At 61.9% G+C, this 14,429-nt stretch carries 12 protein-coding genes and 1 pseudogene; 5 read left to right on the top strand and 8 right to left on the bottom strand.

The features are described from left to right. Positions 1-21: 21 nt before the first annotated feature. The 5 genes from NKI46_RS26255 to NKI46_RS26235 all read right to left on the bottom strand — a co-directional run bounded on the left by NKI46_RS26255 (position 22) and on the right by NKI46_RS26235 (position 5,889). A complete protein-coding gene (locus NKI46_RS26255) occupies positions 22-867 on the bottom strand; it encodes an SH3 domain-containing protein (RefSeq protein ID WP_352748739.1) in 846 nt (281 codons plus the stop codon). Between the two features lie 275 nt (positions 868-1,142). Continuing rightward, the gene (locus tag NKI46_RS26250; RefSeq protein ID WP_352748736.1) at positions 1,143-2,429 is read right to left on the bottom strand and encodes an NAD(P)/FAD-dependent oxidoreductase; all 1,287 of its coding nucleotides are present in this window, start codon (positions 2,427-2,429) and stop codon (positions 1,143-1,145) included. Between the two features lie 134 nt (positions 2,430-2,563). Continuing rightward, positions 2,564-4,000: a glutamine synthetase family protein gene (locus NKI46_RS26245; RefSeq protein ID WP_023681878.1), complete on the bottom strand. Its 1,437-nt coding sequence runs from the start codon at positions 3,998-4,000 to the stop codon at positions 2,564-2,566. Between the two features lie 102 nt (positions 4,001-4,102). Beyond that, positions 4,103-5,071 (bottom strand): ATP-grasp fold amidoligase family protein, encoded by a 969-nt coding sequence (locus NKI46_RS26240; protein ID WP_050589025.1) that lies wholly within the window; start codon positions 5,069-5,071, stop codon positions 4,103-4,105. Positions 5,072-5,073: 2 nt separating this feature from the next. Beyond that, a complete protein-coding gene (locus NKI46_RS26235; RefSeq protein WP_156929752.1) occupies positions 5,074-5,889 on the bottom strand; it encodes a class I SAM-dependent methyltransferase in 816 nt (271 codons plus the stop codon). A gap of 86 nt (positions 5,890-5,975) precedes the next feature. On the opposite strand from NKI46_RS26235, the gene NKI46_RS26230 reads away from it, so the two are divergent. Continuing rightward, positions 5,976-6,677: an HAD family hydrolase gene (locus tag NKI46_RS26230; RefSeq protein WP_031201930.1), complete on the top strand. Its 702-nt coding sequence runs from the start codon at positions 5,976-5,978 to the stop codon at positions 6,675-6,677. Positions 6,678-6,707: 30 nt separating this feature from the next. On the opposite strand, the gene NKI46_RS26225 is transcribed toward NKI46_RS26230, so the two are convergent. The 3 genes from NKI46_RS26225 to aceA all read right to left on the bottom strand — a co-directional run bounded on the left by NKI46_RS26225 (position 6,708) and on the right by aceA (position 9,029). After that, positions 6,708-7,169, bottom strand: coding sequence for a response regulator (locus NKI46_RS26225; RefSeq protein ID WP_023697301.1), 462 nt, complete (start codon positions 7,167-7,169; stop codon positions 6,708-6,710). A gap of 276 nt (positions 7,170-7,445) precedes the next feature. Then, positions 7,446-7,688 carry an SMc00767 family acetate metabolism repressor gene (locus NKI46_RS26220; RefSeq protein WP_023669318.1) on the bottom strand — a complete coding sequence of 81 codons (243 nt, stop codon included), beginning with the start codon at positions 7,686-7,688 and terminating at the stop codon, positions 7,446-7,448. Between the two features lie 51 nt (positions 7,689-7,739). Then, on the bottom strand, positions 7,740-9,029 hold the full coding sequence (aceA, locus tag NKI46_RS26215; RefSeq protein ID WP_352748732.1) for an isocitrate lyase: 1,290 nt from the start codon (positions 9,027-9,029) through the stop codon (positions 7,740-7,742). Positions 9,030-9,279: 250 nt separating this feature from the next. On the opposite strand from aceA, the gene NKI46_RS26210 reads away from it, so the two are divergent. The 4 genes and pseudogenes from NKI46_RS26210 (at position 9,280) to NKI46_RS26195 (ending at position 14,393) form a co-directional block, all read left to right on the top strand. Further along, the gene (locus tag NKI46_RS26210) at positions 9,280-10,707 is read left to right on the top strand and encodes a helix-turn-helix domain-containing protein (RefSeq protein ID WP_023738250.1); all 1,428 of its coding nucleotides are present in this window, start codon (positions 9,280-9,282) and stop codon (positions 10,705-10,707) included. 150 nt (positions 10,708-10,857) lie between these two features. Beyond that, entirely contained in the window at positions 10,858-11,757 is a 900-nt protein-coding gene (locus NKI46_RS26205) for a DUF2167 domain-containing protein (RefSeq protein WP_031253330.1), read from the top strand. 161 nt (positions 11,758-11,918) lie between these two features. Further along, positions 11,919-12,871: pseudogene (locus NKI46_RS26200) on the top strand (DMT family transporter). A 424-nt stretch (positions 12,872-13,295) separates the two neighbouring features. Continuing rightward, entirely contained in the window at positions 13,296-14,393 is a 1,098-nt protein-coding gene (locus NKI46_RS26195; RefSeq protein WP_023681872.1) for a polyamine ABC transporter substrate-binding protein, read from the top strand. Positions 14,394-14,429 lie beyond the last annotated feature (36 nt).

The following is a 14,429-nucleotide window of genomic DNA, read 5'->3' as shown; positions in this document are numbered from 1 at the left end:
TCTGGCGGCTTCGTCTGTGTCTCAAGCTCCGGTCTTGATGTAGCTCTTGTAGATCCAGCCGCGCTTGCCGTTGTAGACGATCTGGCACCATTTCTTGCAACTCATCACCTGCACCGATGACTTGGCGGGCACGGTGCCGATGGCGGCGGCGTTTTTCTGCGGACCGCTGCGCATTGTCACTGTCCTGAGGATGCGTCCGGTGCCGGCTGCAGCAGCCACCTTCTGTGGCTTGGCCTTGGCCTGGGTATCGTTCGTTGCGGCGGAAGATTGCTCGTCTGGAAGTTGCGGTTTTGGCGTCGGTATGGCGGCGGTTTCCGCGTCGTCGTCATTGGCGGCAGCAGCGACCTTTGACAGCTGCGTCGTGGCGTCGCCCTGCGCCGCCGGTTCTTCGAATGCCGCGGCATCGGACGGTTTGGCGGCAGCCTGCTCGGTAGGCGCCTGATCGGGCGGCTTCGCAGCAGGGTCCCTGTTGGATTGCGCCGCAGTCCAGCGCGGGTCGTTGGCCGACAGCGGCGGCATGGCAGCCCCACCGGCAGCGACCGTCGATGAAACCGCATCGCCCTTGCGCGCGGCTTGTGGCGCCGCTACCGCGGCAGCCGTGGCCGCGACCGGGGCAATCTTGGTCGTCTTGACCGGAAAAGTCGGAACGTTCTGCTGTGTGCTGGCGACTGCTTGCCGGTCGTTGGCCGGCAACGCCAGCCAAAGCGCTATGCCTGCCACGCCAAGCAGCGCTGCGGTGCCGACCGCGGCGATCACCAGATGCGAATTCGTGCGCACCCCCTGCCAGAAGGAGGGCCGCATGTCATAACCGAATTGCATGGCGAAGCGCCGACGTTCCGGCGCGCCGAAACTGAAGGGCTCGTTCACTCTTGCCACCTCCAAAAGATGAGCCGGTGTTCTTTCGATCGGCGCCGGCAGCCCGGCATTCGATCGGCATCGGTCCCAACAACAAAGCGGGCAGGCCCGCAGAAATCCCCGTTCAATCGCCCAGAACCGGCATCCTTTGCCCTTGATTGTGGCATCAGTGCGCCTTCAGGGGAATTGTGCGCTCTTGTTAAGGATTCTGCAACGTCTCGCTGCGGCAACCAACAGCTCAATAGAATCAGCTCAGTACCAGCCACGGCTGATGTGAGATACTTTCCCTATATTCGGTCCCTCAGGGCAAACCAGTTCAGTGCCAAGAACAATAATGGCGTTCTAAATCGCCGGCCGCCGGGAAAAGCCGGGATGTTCAGGTCCTCGATCAGCTTCAGTCTGTCGCGGTTGCCGGCGACGGCCTGGGCATAGAGCTTGCCGAAGAAGTTCGACAGCATCACGCCGTGGCCGGAATAGCCTCCGGCCGAGATCACATTGGGCATCACCTCGCGCACGAACGGTTTCCTGGGCATGGTGATGCCGACATAGCCGCCCCAGCCATGGGTGATCTCGACATCTCGCAGCTCCGGATAAAGCTCGGCTATCTGCCGGCGGATATGGACATGGATGTCCGTCGGATCGTTGACGCCATAGACCTCGCGCCCGCCGAACAGCAGCCTTCCATCCCTGGATTTGCGGAAATAACGCACGACGAAACGCGAATCGTCGACCGCCTCGCCGCCCGGCAGCACTTTCGAATCCACGCCCAGCGGCACCGTCGCGCCGATGAAGGAACCGATGGGCATGATGTGCGCGGCACTCACCGGCTCGAGCGTGCCGCCATAGGCATTTACACCGATCAGGCATTTCTGGGCGGTGATGGTGCCTCTCGAAGTCGTCACCCTGACCTTGCCGCCGCTGGAGGTAACACCGGTCGATAGTGTCTGCTCGAACAGGTGCGCGCCGGCCGCTGCCGCGACCTTTGCCGTGCCGATCACCAGCTTCATCGGGTGGATGTGTCCGGTGCCGGTGTCGCGGGTGCCGCCGAAGTAGCGTATGGAGCCCAGCCGTTCGGCCGTTTCCCTTGCATCCATGAAGGCGATATGCGGATAGTTGAAGCGGCTGGCCATGATCTCGGCATGCGCCTTGTAGTCGTTGAGATAACGCGGCTTGTGCGCCACGGACAACTGGCCGGGCATATAGTCGATGTCGATCTGGTTGACGGCGGCGAATTCGAGCAGGTGCGCTTTCGCCTCTTCGGCAAGGTCGAACAGCGCCTTGGCGCGGGAGAAGCCGTATTCGGCCTCCATCTCTTCGGCCCAGGCGCGCTGGCCCGTGCCGAGCTGGCCGCCATTGCGCCCTGAAGCGCCGTCGCCGAAGCGATGCGCCTCGATCAGAACGACGTCGGCTCCCGCCTTCGCCAAATGAGCGGCCGCCGACAGCCCGGTGAAGCCACCGCCGACGACGACGACGTCGCAGCTGCGGCCGCCGTCCAGGGCAGGGTACTCAGGGCGTGGTCCGGCTGTGTCTTCGTACCAGGAGCGACCGGGGGAGATAGGTGATTGGTAAGGCATGGGGACACCAGCCAATGGTGAATGGTGAATGGTGAATGGTGAATGGCTGCGAGACGCACGACGTCTGCGCTCATCCATCCAATATGAAACTACTCACCATTCACTATTCACCATTCACACGACGAAGTCGCCGCTCACACGTTGAGCAACAGATACTCCCGCTCCCACGGGCTGATCACTTCCATGAAGGTCTCGAACTCCGCCCGCTTGATCGCTGCATAGGTTGCGGCGAAGGACTTGCCCAGAAGAGCGCATAGTTCCTCGTCGCCTTCGAAAAGGTCGACGGCTTCGAGCAGGCCGCGTGGCAGGTCGATCTCATCGGCGTTTGCGGTGGTCAGCACCGGAGGCTCGGCCTTGATCTTGTTGGTGATGCCGATCAGCCCGCAGGCAAGTGAGGCCGCCAGCGCCAGATAGGGGTTGGCGTCGGAAGACGGGATGCGGTTTTCGACACGCCGCGCCGCCGGATCCGAGCGCGGCACGCGGAACGCCGTGGTGCGGTTGTCATAGCCCCATTTGTTGTTGACCGGCGCCGAGGCCGACTGCGTCAGCCGGCGGTAGGAATTGACGTAAGGGGCAAACATCACCAGCGCGTTCGGCACATGCTTCTGCATGCCGCCGATGAAATGGAAGAAGTCGTCGGTTTCCGAGCCGTCCTTCGCCGAAAAGATATTCAGCCCGGTCTTCTTGTCGATGATCGACTGGTGGATGTGCATGGCAGAACCTGGCTGGCCCTGGATCGGCTTGGCCATGAAGGTGGCATAGATCTCATGCTTCAGCGCTGCCTCGCGAATGGTGCGTTTGAACATGAACACCTGGTCGGCGAGCTCGACCGGATCGCCGTGACGCAGATTGATCTCGAGCTGGCCGGCGCCTTCCTCGTGGATCAGCGTGTCGATCTCCAGGCCCTGACTTTCGGAGAAATGGTAGATGTCGTCGATCAGTTCGTCGAACTCGTTGACGCCGGCGATCGAATAGCCCGCTCCGCCGCCGATTGGCCGCCCGGAACGCCCGACTGGTGGCGTCAATGGGTAATCCGGGTCGGGGTTCTTGCGCACCAGGTAGAATTCGATCTCGGGCGCCACCACCGGCTTCAGCCCGCGCTTGTCATAGGCTGCTACCACGCGCTTCAGGACGTTGCGCGGCGTGAACTCGACCGAACGGCCATCCTGATGGACGAGGTCGCAGATGACGGCGGCCGTCGGGTCTTCTTCCCACGGCACCACGGTCAACGTCGACAGATCCGGCATCAGCTTCAGGTCGCCATCATCCTCCGGATAGTGGAAACCGTTGCCGTCCTCGGGATAGCCGCCCGAAATCGTCGTCATGAACACTGCCGATGGCAGCGCCAGCGAGGTGTTGGAAGTGAATTTCTTCGACGGCATCATCTTGCCGCGCGCGACGCCAGCCTGATCAGGCGTGATGCATTCTATGTCTTCGATGCCGCGCCATTCCAGCCAGGCGCTGACTTCCTTCCAGTTCTTCACGCCGCGTTGATTTTTCACGAAGGCAGGCGTTCGGACGCGTCCTCCGCGGGTCGACGGACGGACTTCCTTTTTCGCAGGCGGCATCATTCACCAGTTTGGGTTGCAATTATCACAGTATAGCTGTTGCCGGTGATGGAAGGGAAGGGGAGCCGGCCCGATAGGTGCGGCAACGAGGCTGAACGGCCTATGTCAGACGGCCTTGCCGGGCGGCGCATTTGCGCCCTGCCATCTGCGCAAGGCACCGGCATAGCGCCTGCGCCATCCGCTTTGCGGCGCGGTCAGGAACCAGGATTGGCTGAGGTTCCAGCTGTCTGCGCACAGATCCCTGAGCCTTGTGTTGATGATGCCTTTGCCGGATAGCGGATAGACCGAGAATTCGGAAAAGAAGATCGCGCCTTCGATTTCGTAGAAATCGCATCGCATGTGATCGAACGGCGCGGTCAGCCGCTCGGCGATGGCAAGCATGCGCGGGAAGGATGCCGGCAGGTCGATCCGGATCCACTGGGGGCCGCTGCCTGGCGGTGGCGGCGCGTAGGTTCCGTCACGGTCGAAATGACATTTCTGTTCGTTGCCGTGTTCATCCCGACGCGCGGCATAGACATAGGCCGTCGTCCCGTTAGACACGTGGAATTTGTACTCCAAAGCAACGGGCTGACCGTCCTCGAGGAGCATCTCTTCCACGAGGATGCGCCTGCTGGCGTGCTTGTAGCCCCATTCGCCGAGCTTCCTGCCGTAGCGGTGGCGCATCCAGCGTGCCGTACGCCGGCGCAGCCTAGCTCTGTCTACCTCACCGTTGCGCACCATCATGTTCCAGCGGCAGCCATGATTGGCCTTCACCATGACATTGCCGGTGAGCAGCTCCGCCGGAAGTTCTGCCGCGTCATATCCGGACCACAGAACCGCAGCCGTCTTGAGTTCTGGACAGGTGGACAGAGCGTAGGCTTTCGAGGCGAGCTTGTCGCAAGCCGTGGTGAAGAAGGGATTGTGGTCGAAAATCTTGCGCCACAGGAACTTGTCTGCATAGGAAGCGGGCCTTGCCGGATCGGGCAGCACGCCGCTATGATTGAAGGTGCGGGCGCAAATCATCGGATGGCGGACAAGGCACCATGCCTGTACCAGGGTAAGCAGCACGCGGTCGCTCATCCGCAGCCCTGGCATGATCAGCTTGCTGGCCTGGGAACACTCCCGCGTGCAACGAACACGTCCCGCGTCATATTTCGATGGATGCTCGTGCGGCCGGTAACCGCAAGCCGGGGATCAAGCGTTCTTTCTACGCTTTCCACCCACAGCCTGCCAAGCGAGACCGGCTCCCACAAGACGATCTGCACACCTTGAGGCGCGGTATCGGCTATGCGAGAAACCACCGCTGCCTTGGGCGATACCATGCTGGCGACGTAAACGACCTGCGCCTCGCCATAGTCATAGTCGCGGCCGTCGCAAAGCTCGGCCCGCATCCGCACATAGCCGAGCTTGGCCGCAAGCCTGTTTGCCGTTTCGACCGCTTCAGGCACAATATCGAGACCGATGATTTCGGGGACGACAGTCTGGTCGTGTATGCGGAACATCGTAAACGGACGCCCTCCGCAGCCGACCATGACAGCGCGGCAGCAGCTGCCGAAATCGACGTGATCGAAGACTTCGTTCAGGCGATTATACGCATCCCTGGATGACAGCACGCCGATGCTTGTTTTTCCCGCTGCGATCTGCCCGAAGGATGCCGGACCGCTCAGATCCTGATCCAGCATGTGCCTGATCTCGGCGGTATCTTGCTCCTGCACCATCTTGCCGAATGCGGCGGTCAGCGCCGGTCGGTACGAAAGGATCTCCGGGTAGGTTTCAAGCAACGCCTCGCCGGTATCGTGTCCCATGGCGATGCCAAGATCTCGGATGGCATTTATGAGTTCAGTCGGAGTACGCCCTGGCAAGGAGCCCACAATTTGCTCCAGTTCACGCTTCCAGGCGCCCAATTCCGGCATTGCTTCCCACCATTCCCTTGCCGTAGCTAGCAGTGTGCGGCGACAACGTCTACATCATTGCCTTCACTTGAACGGGACAGTCGACCATGCCCCTGACCACTATCGGCTTCGACGCCGACGATACCCTATGGCAGAACGAACAGTTCTTCCGCCTGACCGAGAAGCATTTTGCAACCCTGCTCGCCGACCATGGGGAGGCCGAGCACATTTCGGCACGGCTGCTGGAGGCCGAGAAGCGCAACCTTGCCGTCTACGGCTTCGGCATCAAGGGCTTTACCTTGTCGATGATCGAGACGGCAATAGAAGTGACCGAGGGCCGTGTGCCGGGGTCGACCATCGCCGAAATCCTTGCCGCCGGCCGCGACATGCTGGGACATCCGGTCGAGGCTTTGCCGCATGCGCGTGAGACCGTGGAAAGGCTCGCCGGCGCCTACCATCTGGTGCTGATCACCAAGGGCGATCTGTTCGACCAGGAGCGCAAGCTGGCGGCGTCCGGCCTTGGCGACCTGTTCGATGCCGTCGAGATCGTCAGCGACAAGAGCGCCGCCACCTATGCCAGGATCTTTGGCCGCCACGGCAGCCCGCAGACCAGCATGATGGTCGGCAATTCGCTCAAGTCGGACGTGGTGCCGGCCATCGAGGCCGGCAGCTGGGGTGTGTATGTGCCGCACGAGCTGACCTGGGTGCTCGAACACGTCGAGCCGCCGGTCGAGGCACCGCGTTTTCGTCAGCTTGTCGATCTTGGCGAACTGCCGGCTTTGATCGAGAGCATCGGCAAGGAAGGCTGACCGCCCCGCACGCGTTCGGGCGGATTGCGATCAGCCGCGCCCGAGACTGATCAGCCGGTCGACCACCGGCTGCAGCCTTTCGGTGGTGATCGGCTTGGTTACCACCACATCGACCACGCTCGACAGGCCCAGGCTGTCGGGCGTGCCGGTCTTGGTTGAAAGCAGGATCACCTTGGGGAGCGACCGCCCAGATGTCCGCCGCAAGGCGTCGATGGCCGCCATCAGCGCGCGGCAGTCCTCGTTGTCGGGGCCGCCATCGAGAACGACGGCGCCCGGAATGAGGGTTCGCAATGTCTTTGCCGCCATTTCGGGCGACTCGGAGATCGGCTTCAGTCCGGACTTCTCGACGATCTTCGACACCACCACCCGGTTAATCGGCGATCTTCCAACGACCAGCACGTGGGAGAAATCCGTTGATATCTCGGAGTTCGCGTCCCTGCTTGACGAATTCAGATGTTTGGCGGTGTCGGTCTCGCGGTTCACAGGGCACATGGGCGGGGCGGGCACTCGGCGCTGCTTCAATGCAGGGTTGAAATCCGAGAGCCAATTGGCGTGAGATCGCCCGCCATGTCAAGCTGAAATGACGGACCTGCGAAATATAGCTGGAAATATAAACCCCGGAGACAAGGTCTGTTTTCGAACTGTAGTTAAGTTTACGCTCAAAAGCGAAAGTCACCCGCGCTGAAAACCCGCGGGTGACGTTGAAATCGGCCAGTGAACGGCGGGGCCCATAGATTCCACAAGCACAAAGCTTCCGTAAGGGAAAGATCAGCCGTGACTCTTCTGCGTGACGATCACCGGGATCAGCAGGTCGCCCCAATTGCCGTCGCCGCCATGATGCCGGGCCGAGCGCACCAGTTCCACCGAGACGCCGGCCTCCACTGCCTTCATCACCGATTGATTGAGCCGGTGCAGGTCGTTGGCCAGCATGCGGATGGTCGCCTGTTGGTCGACACTCATCGTGGTGGACTGCTCTTCTGCACGTTCCTTGACGCGGCTTATGGATGCCATTTTCTTCTCCCTTGCCCTTCGGGCGTTTCCTCTGTTGGTATGTCGACCGGTTCATTCCGCTGCCGGCTTGAACTGGGCGTGCTCAGTCGATTCATGCATGGCGGCGGTCGAGGACTGGCCGCCGCTGATCGCCATTGAGACGGCGTCGAAATAGCCGGTGCCGACCTCGCGCTGGTGCTTGGTCGCGGTGTAGCCGTGGACTTCGGCCGCGAACTCGGCTTCCTGCAGCTCGGAATAGGCGGCCATCTGCCGCGCCTTGTAGCCGCGGGCCAGCTCGAACATGCCGAAGTTGAGCTGGTGGAACCCGGCCAACGTGATGAACTGGAACTTGTAGCCCATGGCGCCGAGCTCGCGCTGGAACTTGGCGATCGTCGCGTCGTCGAGGTTCTTCTTCCAGTTGAACGACGGCGAGCAATTATAGGCGAGCAGCTTGCCCGGATGATGCCTGCGCACGCCTTCGGCGAATTTCTTGGCCTGCGCCAGATCGGGCTTGGATGTTTCGCACCAGATCAGGTCGGCATGCGGCGCATAGGCAACGGCGCGCGCGATGCACGGTTCGATGCCGTTCCTGACCTGGTAGAAGCCTTCAACCGTGCGGCCGGCATCGTAGTCGACGAAAGGCTGGTCGCGCTCGTCAATGTCGGAGGTCAGAAGCTTTGCCGCTTCCGCATCGGTGCGTGCCACGACTAGCGTCGGCGTGCCCATCACGTCGGCCGCCAGACGCGCCGCGTTGAGGTTGCGGATATGCGCGGCGGTCGGGATCAGCACTTTGCCGCCGAGATGGCCGCACTTCTTCTCAGAGGCCAGCTGGTCCTCATAGTGGACGCCGGCAGCGCCGGCCTCGATGAACGCCTTCATGATCTCGAAGGCGTTGAGCGGTCCGCCGAAGCCGGCCTCGGCATCGGCGACGATCGGCGCGAACCAGGTGTCGATCGACAGGCCGTTGCCTTCCGAGGTCTCGATCTGATCGGCGCGCTGCAGCGTGCGGTTGATGCGCTTGACCAGTTCGGGCGCCGCATTGGCGGGATAGAGCGACTGGTCCGGATACATGGCCGACGCGGTGTTGGCGTCGGCGGCTACCTGCCAGCCCGAGAGATAGATTGCCTTCAGCCCGGCACGCACCTGCTGCATCGCCTGGTTGCCCGACATGGCGCCGAGTGCATTGACGAAGTCTTCCTCGTGGATGAGCTTCCACAGCCGGTTGGCGCCCATTTCGGCAAGACTCTGGCGTATCTGGACCGACCCGCGCAGCCGCTTCACATCGTCCGGCGAATAGGGTCGTTCGATGCCGTCGAAGCGGCCTTCGGGCGCGGATGGGACAAGATTGTAAAAATCAGTCATTGGTCACTCCAGATCAATCGATGCCAGTGTCTTGAAACGCCGCGCCCTGGGATAGTGTGCGTCGTCTGTGTGTGACATCATTTACATTGCGCCGCGACGAGAGCGAGGAAAACCGCTATTTCCGGTAGAAAATAAGAGAAAACCTGTGTTGTGTTTGACTGCCTGCCGCTGTAAATCTGTCATGATTGTAAAAAGATGGTGCGCCGTTCATCGCTCGCAAGTCGTGTAAATTTCCTGTCAAGGAAAGCCGATGGCCGACCAGAAGATCTTTGCCGGGCCGCGCATCCGCCGCATCCGCATCGCCAAAGGCCTGACCCAGACAGCGATGGCAGAGGGGCTCGGCATCTCGCCGTCCTATCTCAACCTGATCGAGCGCAACCAGCGGCCGCTGACGGTGCAGCTGATCCTAAAGCTGGCCTCTGTCTACAAGGTCGACCCGCATGAATTGCAGGGTGAGGCGAGAGGGTCGATCTCGGCCTTGAAGGAAGTCTTCGGCGACCCGCTGCTTGCCGGTGAATTGCCGGGGGACCAGGAACTGATCGAACTGGCCGAGGCCGCCCCCAACGCATCGGCTGCGATGATAAAACTGTTTCGCGCTTACCGCGAGCAGGTCGAGCGGCTGTCCGATCTCAACGAGCTTCTGGCGCGCGAGGGCCGCGCCACGGCGCTGTCCGGTGCGCGGCTGCCGATCGACGAAGTGCACGAGATTTTCGAGCGCCGGCCGAACCATTTTGCAGCACTCGAGGAGGAGGCCGAGGCCTTCACCTCGGTGCTCGACCCCGGCGACGATCTGTTCGGCGCGCTGAAGGCGTGGCTGAAGCGCGAGTATGGCATCGTCGTCAAGGTGCTGCCGGTGGCCACCATGCCGAACTGGCGCCGCCGTTATGACCGTCATTCGCAGCGTCTTTTTCTATCGGAGCGGCTGTCGCCGTTCGACCAGTTGCGCGAAGTCGCCATGGAGGCCTGCCTGATCCGCATGACGGTCGCTGTCGCCGGCGAAATTCAGGCGCTGAAGCTCGGTACGGACGAAGCCCGCCGGCTCGCCCGCTTCGAGTTCGGCCGCTACGCCGCCCATGCCTTGATGATGCCCTATCAGGCCTTTCATGCCGCCGCCGTGCGGGCTTGTTACGACATCGATGTGCTGCGCTCGCGTTTCGGCGTCTCCTTCGAACAGGCGGCGAACCGCCTGACCATGCTGCAGCGTCCTGGCTTGTCCGGGGTCCCGTTCTTCATGCTCGAGGTCGACAATGCCGGTAACCGCTTCCGCAAGGCCGGTGGCCAGGGCTTTCCGCAAAGCCGCTTTGGCGGCGGCTGCCCGAAACTGCCGGTCCATGCCGCTTTCGCTTCGCCTGGCCAAATCCTGGTCGAGGCGGTTGAAATGCCCGACGGCGCCGAGTTCCTCTGCATCGCACGCACGCTCGAGGGGCCGCAGGGTTCGTTCTCCGAGCGTCCGCGCCGCACCGCGCTGCTGTTGGGCTGCGATATCGGCTTTCGCGACGAGATCGTCTATGGCGCCGGGCTGCCGGCAAAGGCCGGACAGGGCGCCGCCACGCTGGTCGGTCCCGCTTGCCGGCTGTGCGAACGCATCGGCTGCCTCGCCCGCGCCGAGCCGCCGGTGACCCGTCCGCTGGGCCTCGACGAGATGGTGACGGGCCTGAGCGCCTTCGATTTCCAGTGATGCTTCTCGGGCTGGAGGTCGCGGAAGACTGCAGCTGTTTGCGCTAAAGCAATAGAGCGCGGCCCGAACCATCGCCGAACCAAATATTGATTAAGCATCGGCGCTGCGCTATCGAAGGTGAGCTGCAGGGCAGCCAAGGGGGGACGGCTTATGAACAGGAAAGCTTTGTGGCTTGGCGTGGCGCTTGCCCTTTTGGCGGGGCCTGTTCTGGCAGAAAAATCCTCGGAATTCTTCAAGGACTATCAACAGTATAGTGACGACGGCAAGGCATTCCTGGACAAGATCGATCCAAAGACCGGCGCGGTCGACCTTCCCGAAGGCATCCATCTCGATCTCAAGGACAAGTTCTATTTTCTGGGCAAGAAGGACGCGACGTCCGTCCTGACCGAGGCCTGGGGCAATCCGCCTGATACCGCGTCCGAAGCAATCGGCATGATCTTCCCGGCCAAGTACGAGCCCATCGCCGGCAAGGGTTGGGGCATCGAATTGCGCTATGAAAAGATCGGCCATGTCGATGACGCCGACGCCGCATCCATCGACTACACCGAACTGCTGAGCAGCATGCAGGCGGACACATTGTCGGCCAACGATCAGCGGGTAAAGGACGGCTTTCCCCCGATCAAGCTAATCGGCTGGGCCTCGCCGCCGGTCTATGATTTCGTCCACAAGCGGCTGCACTGGGCCAAGGAACTGCAGTTCGGAGACGATACCGTCCACACGCTCAATTACGACGTCCGTTTCCTCGGCCGGGAAGGCGTCTTCGTGATGAGCTACATCGCTACGGTTGAACAATTGCCGGAGATCAAGCAGAGCCTGGACGAAGTGCTGGGCGTGGCGGACTTCAACACCGGCAAGAAATACACCGATTTTCTGCCCGGCACCGACACGGTCGCCGCGGTTGGCATTGGCGGCCTCATCGCCGGAAAACTCGCGGCAAAGGCCGGCCTGATTGCGGTCGCGGTCATCGCCCTGAAAAAGTTCGGCATTCTGCTGCTGGTACCGTTGGCCGGTCTTTGGCGCTTTATCCGCGGCAACAAGGGCACGTCCTAGAAACGGCGGTGTTTGCCCGTATGGCTGCCGGTTGGCGGTGCGCCAAAGGGAATGCCGGGCTGGATCACGTCCGGCGGTAGCCTATGCGCTAGGCGAATACGGCACGTTTCTGTCGTCCATTGTGCATCATGCCGCCCCGAGATAGCCGACAGTCGCACCCCATGACCGATACCGCATCTTCTCCAATCGCCGCACCGCCGATCGTCTCGCCGCGCGAAGAGCGGGTCGGCTTGCTGCTGGTGTTCCTGTCGGCGCTGATGTGGAGCTTTGGCGGCACCATCGCCCGCTTCATCGACACCGCTGACAGTTGGACCGTGGTGTTCTGGCGATCGCTGTGGGCGGCTGTGTTCCTGATTTGCTTCATGGCCTGGCGCGACGGCTGGCGCGGCATGTTGCGGCTGTTTCGCGACATGGGCCTGCCCGGCCTTGCCGTGGCCGTCTGTTTCGCCACGGCGTCGACGTGCTTCGTTGTCGCGCTCGCCTACACCACCGTTGCCAATATCCTGTTGATGCAGGCCGGTGTGCCGCTGCTGGCGGCATTGCTTGCCTGGGTGCTGTTTCGCGAACGCGTCGCCGTCGCGACCTGGGTGGCGATCGCCGCCGTCATCGCCGGCGTCGCCATCATGGTGTCGGAATCGCTCGACGGCGCCGTATCGCCCATCGGTGACGGGCTGTCGCTGCTGATCGCCGTCATGTTCTCGATCGCCACTGTCATCACCCGGCGCTTCGCCCATGTGCGCATGACGCCGGCGACGTGCCTCGGCACGATGCTGGCAGCGGCTTTCGCCGCATCGCAAGCCACGCAGTTTGCCACGTCGGCCCACGACATGGCTTTCCTGTTTGCCTTCGGCGTCATCAATCTCGGGCTGGGCCTTGCCTTCTTCGCCACCGGCGCGAGGCTGGTTCCGGCGGCGATCGCAGCACTCCTCGGCACGTTCGAGCCGATCCTCGGACCGATCTGGGTCTGGCTCGTCCATGGCGAGGTGCCCTCGGTGCGCACCATCATCGGCGGCGCGGTGGTGGTCGCCGCGCTGCTCCTCCATATCGGGCTTGAATTCAAGCGCCAGGCGAGGCTGCACGGCCGGGGACCAGCGGCCTGCCATCGCCTAATTGACCGCCTTTCCCTTGGTTGACAACGTCTCTCCCTATTAGGCTCGTCTTTCCTAATTAACGAAGCCGCACGCCATATGGACCGGGCTTGCCCCGCGCGGGCCATTGACAACCTTGCTGCGGCACGGGCAGGCTGGGGCACGGCAACAACAAGACAGGCTTATCTTGCCAAGTGTCCCCGCCGGTCGGACCAAGACCGGACCACAGCGTCGTATCCCTGCCAGCGCCGCGGCGAAAGCCTCTGACGGCGTCAGCGCGCCCGCCATGCGGGCACACAGAGCCATCATCTGCCGCTCGTCGAACCGCCCGGACGGCGCTGGCAGTTCATGCTTGTGGCTGCCCGGAAAGCTCAATACTCTGAAGCAAATGCCCAATCGCGCTCGAACAGCGACGACTTGGCGAAGGAACACTCATCAAAGGAGAACAGCATGATCCGCAAAGCGCTCTGGCTTTCGGCAACCTCGGCATTTCTGACGCTTTTCGCCGTTGGCGGCCATGCCGAGGATCGCGTCGTCAACGTCTTCAACTGGTCGGATTACATCGACAGTTCGATCATTGACGACTTCACCAAGGAGACCGGCATCAAGGTCGTCTACGACACCTTCGATTCCAATGAAATCCTCGAAACCAAGCTGCTTGCCGGCGGCAGCGGCTATGACGTCGTCGTGCCCAGCGGCAACTTCCTGGCCCGCCAGATCCAGGCCGGCGTGTTCCAGAAGCTCGACAAGTCGAAACTGCCCAACATTTCCAACATGTGGGACACGGTTTCGGAGCGCACCGCCAAATACGATCCGGGCAACGAATATTCGATCAACTACATGTGGGGCACGGTCGGCATCGGCTACAACATCAAGAAGGTGAAGGCTGCACTCGGCACCGACAAGATCGACAGCTGGGATGTGTTCTTCAATCCCGACAGCCTGGCCAAGCTGAAGGACTGCGGCGTCTATGTGCTGGACTCGCCGGCCGACATCATCCCGGCGGCGCTCAAATATCTCGGCCTCGATCCGAACAGCACCTCACCTGACGACATCGCCAAGGCCGAGGAGACGTTGCTGAAGGTGCGGCCGTATATCCGCAAATTCCATTCGTCCGAATACATCAACGCGCTCGCCAACGGCGATATCTGTTTGGCGGTCGGCTGGTCGGGTGACGTCTTCCAGGCGCGCAACCGCGCGGTCGAGGCCAAGCAAGGCGTCGAGATCGGCTATTCCGTGCCCAAGGAAGGCGCCCAGATGTGGTTCGACCAGATGGCGATTCCCGCCGATGCGCCGCATGCCGCCGAGGCACTCGAATTTCTCAACTACATGATGAAGCCGGAAGTGATCGCCAAGTCGTCCAACTATGTGCTGTACGCCAACGGCAACAAGGCTTCGCAGCAGTTCGTCGACAAGGCACTGCTGGATGATCCGGCGGTCTATCCGGACGCCGAGACCTTGAAAAAGCTCTATACGGTCCAGCCCTACGATCCCAAGACCCAGCGCCTGATCACGCGCAGCTGGACCAAGATCGTCACCGGCCAGTAAGCAATGCGACATGGTCCCGGCAGCCACCTGCCGGGA

The organism is Mesorhizobium sp. M0615 (genome assembly GCF_040320805.1).
GTDB lineage: Bacteria > Pseudomonadota > Alphaproteobacteria > Rhizobiales > Rhizobiaceae > Mesorhizobium.
The sequence above is the reverse complement of the archived record's forward strand: the minus strand, read 5'-3'. Positions and strand labels throughout refer to the sequence as shown.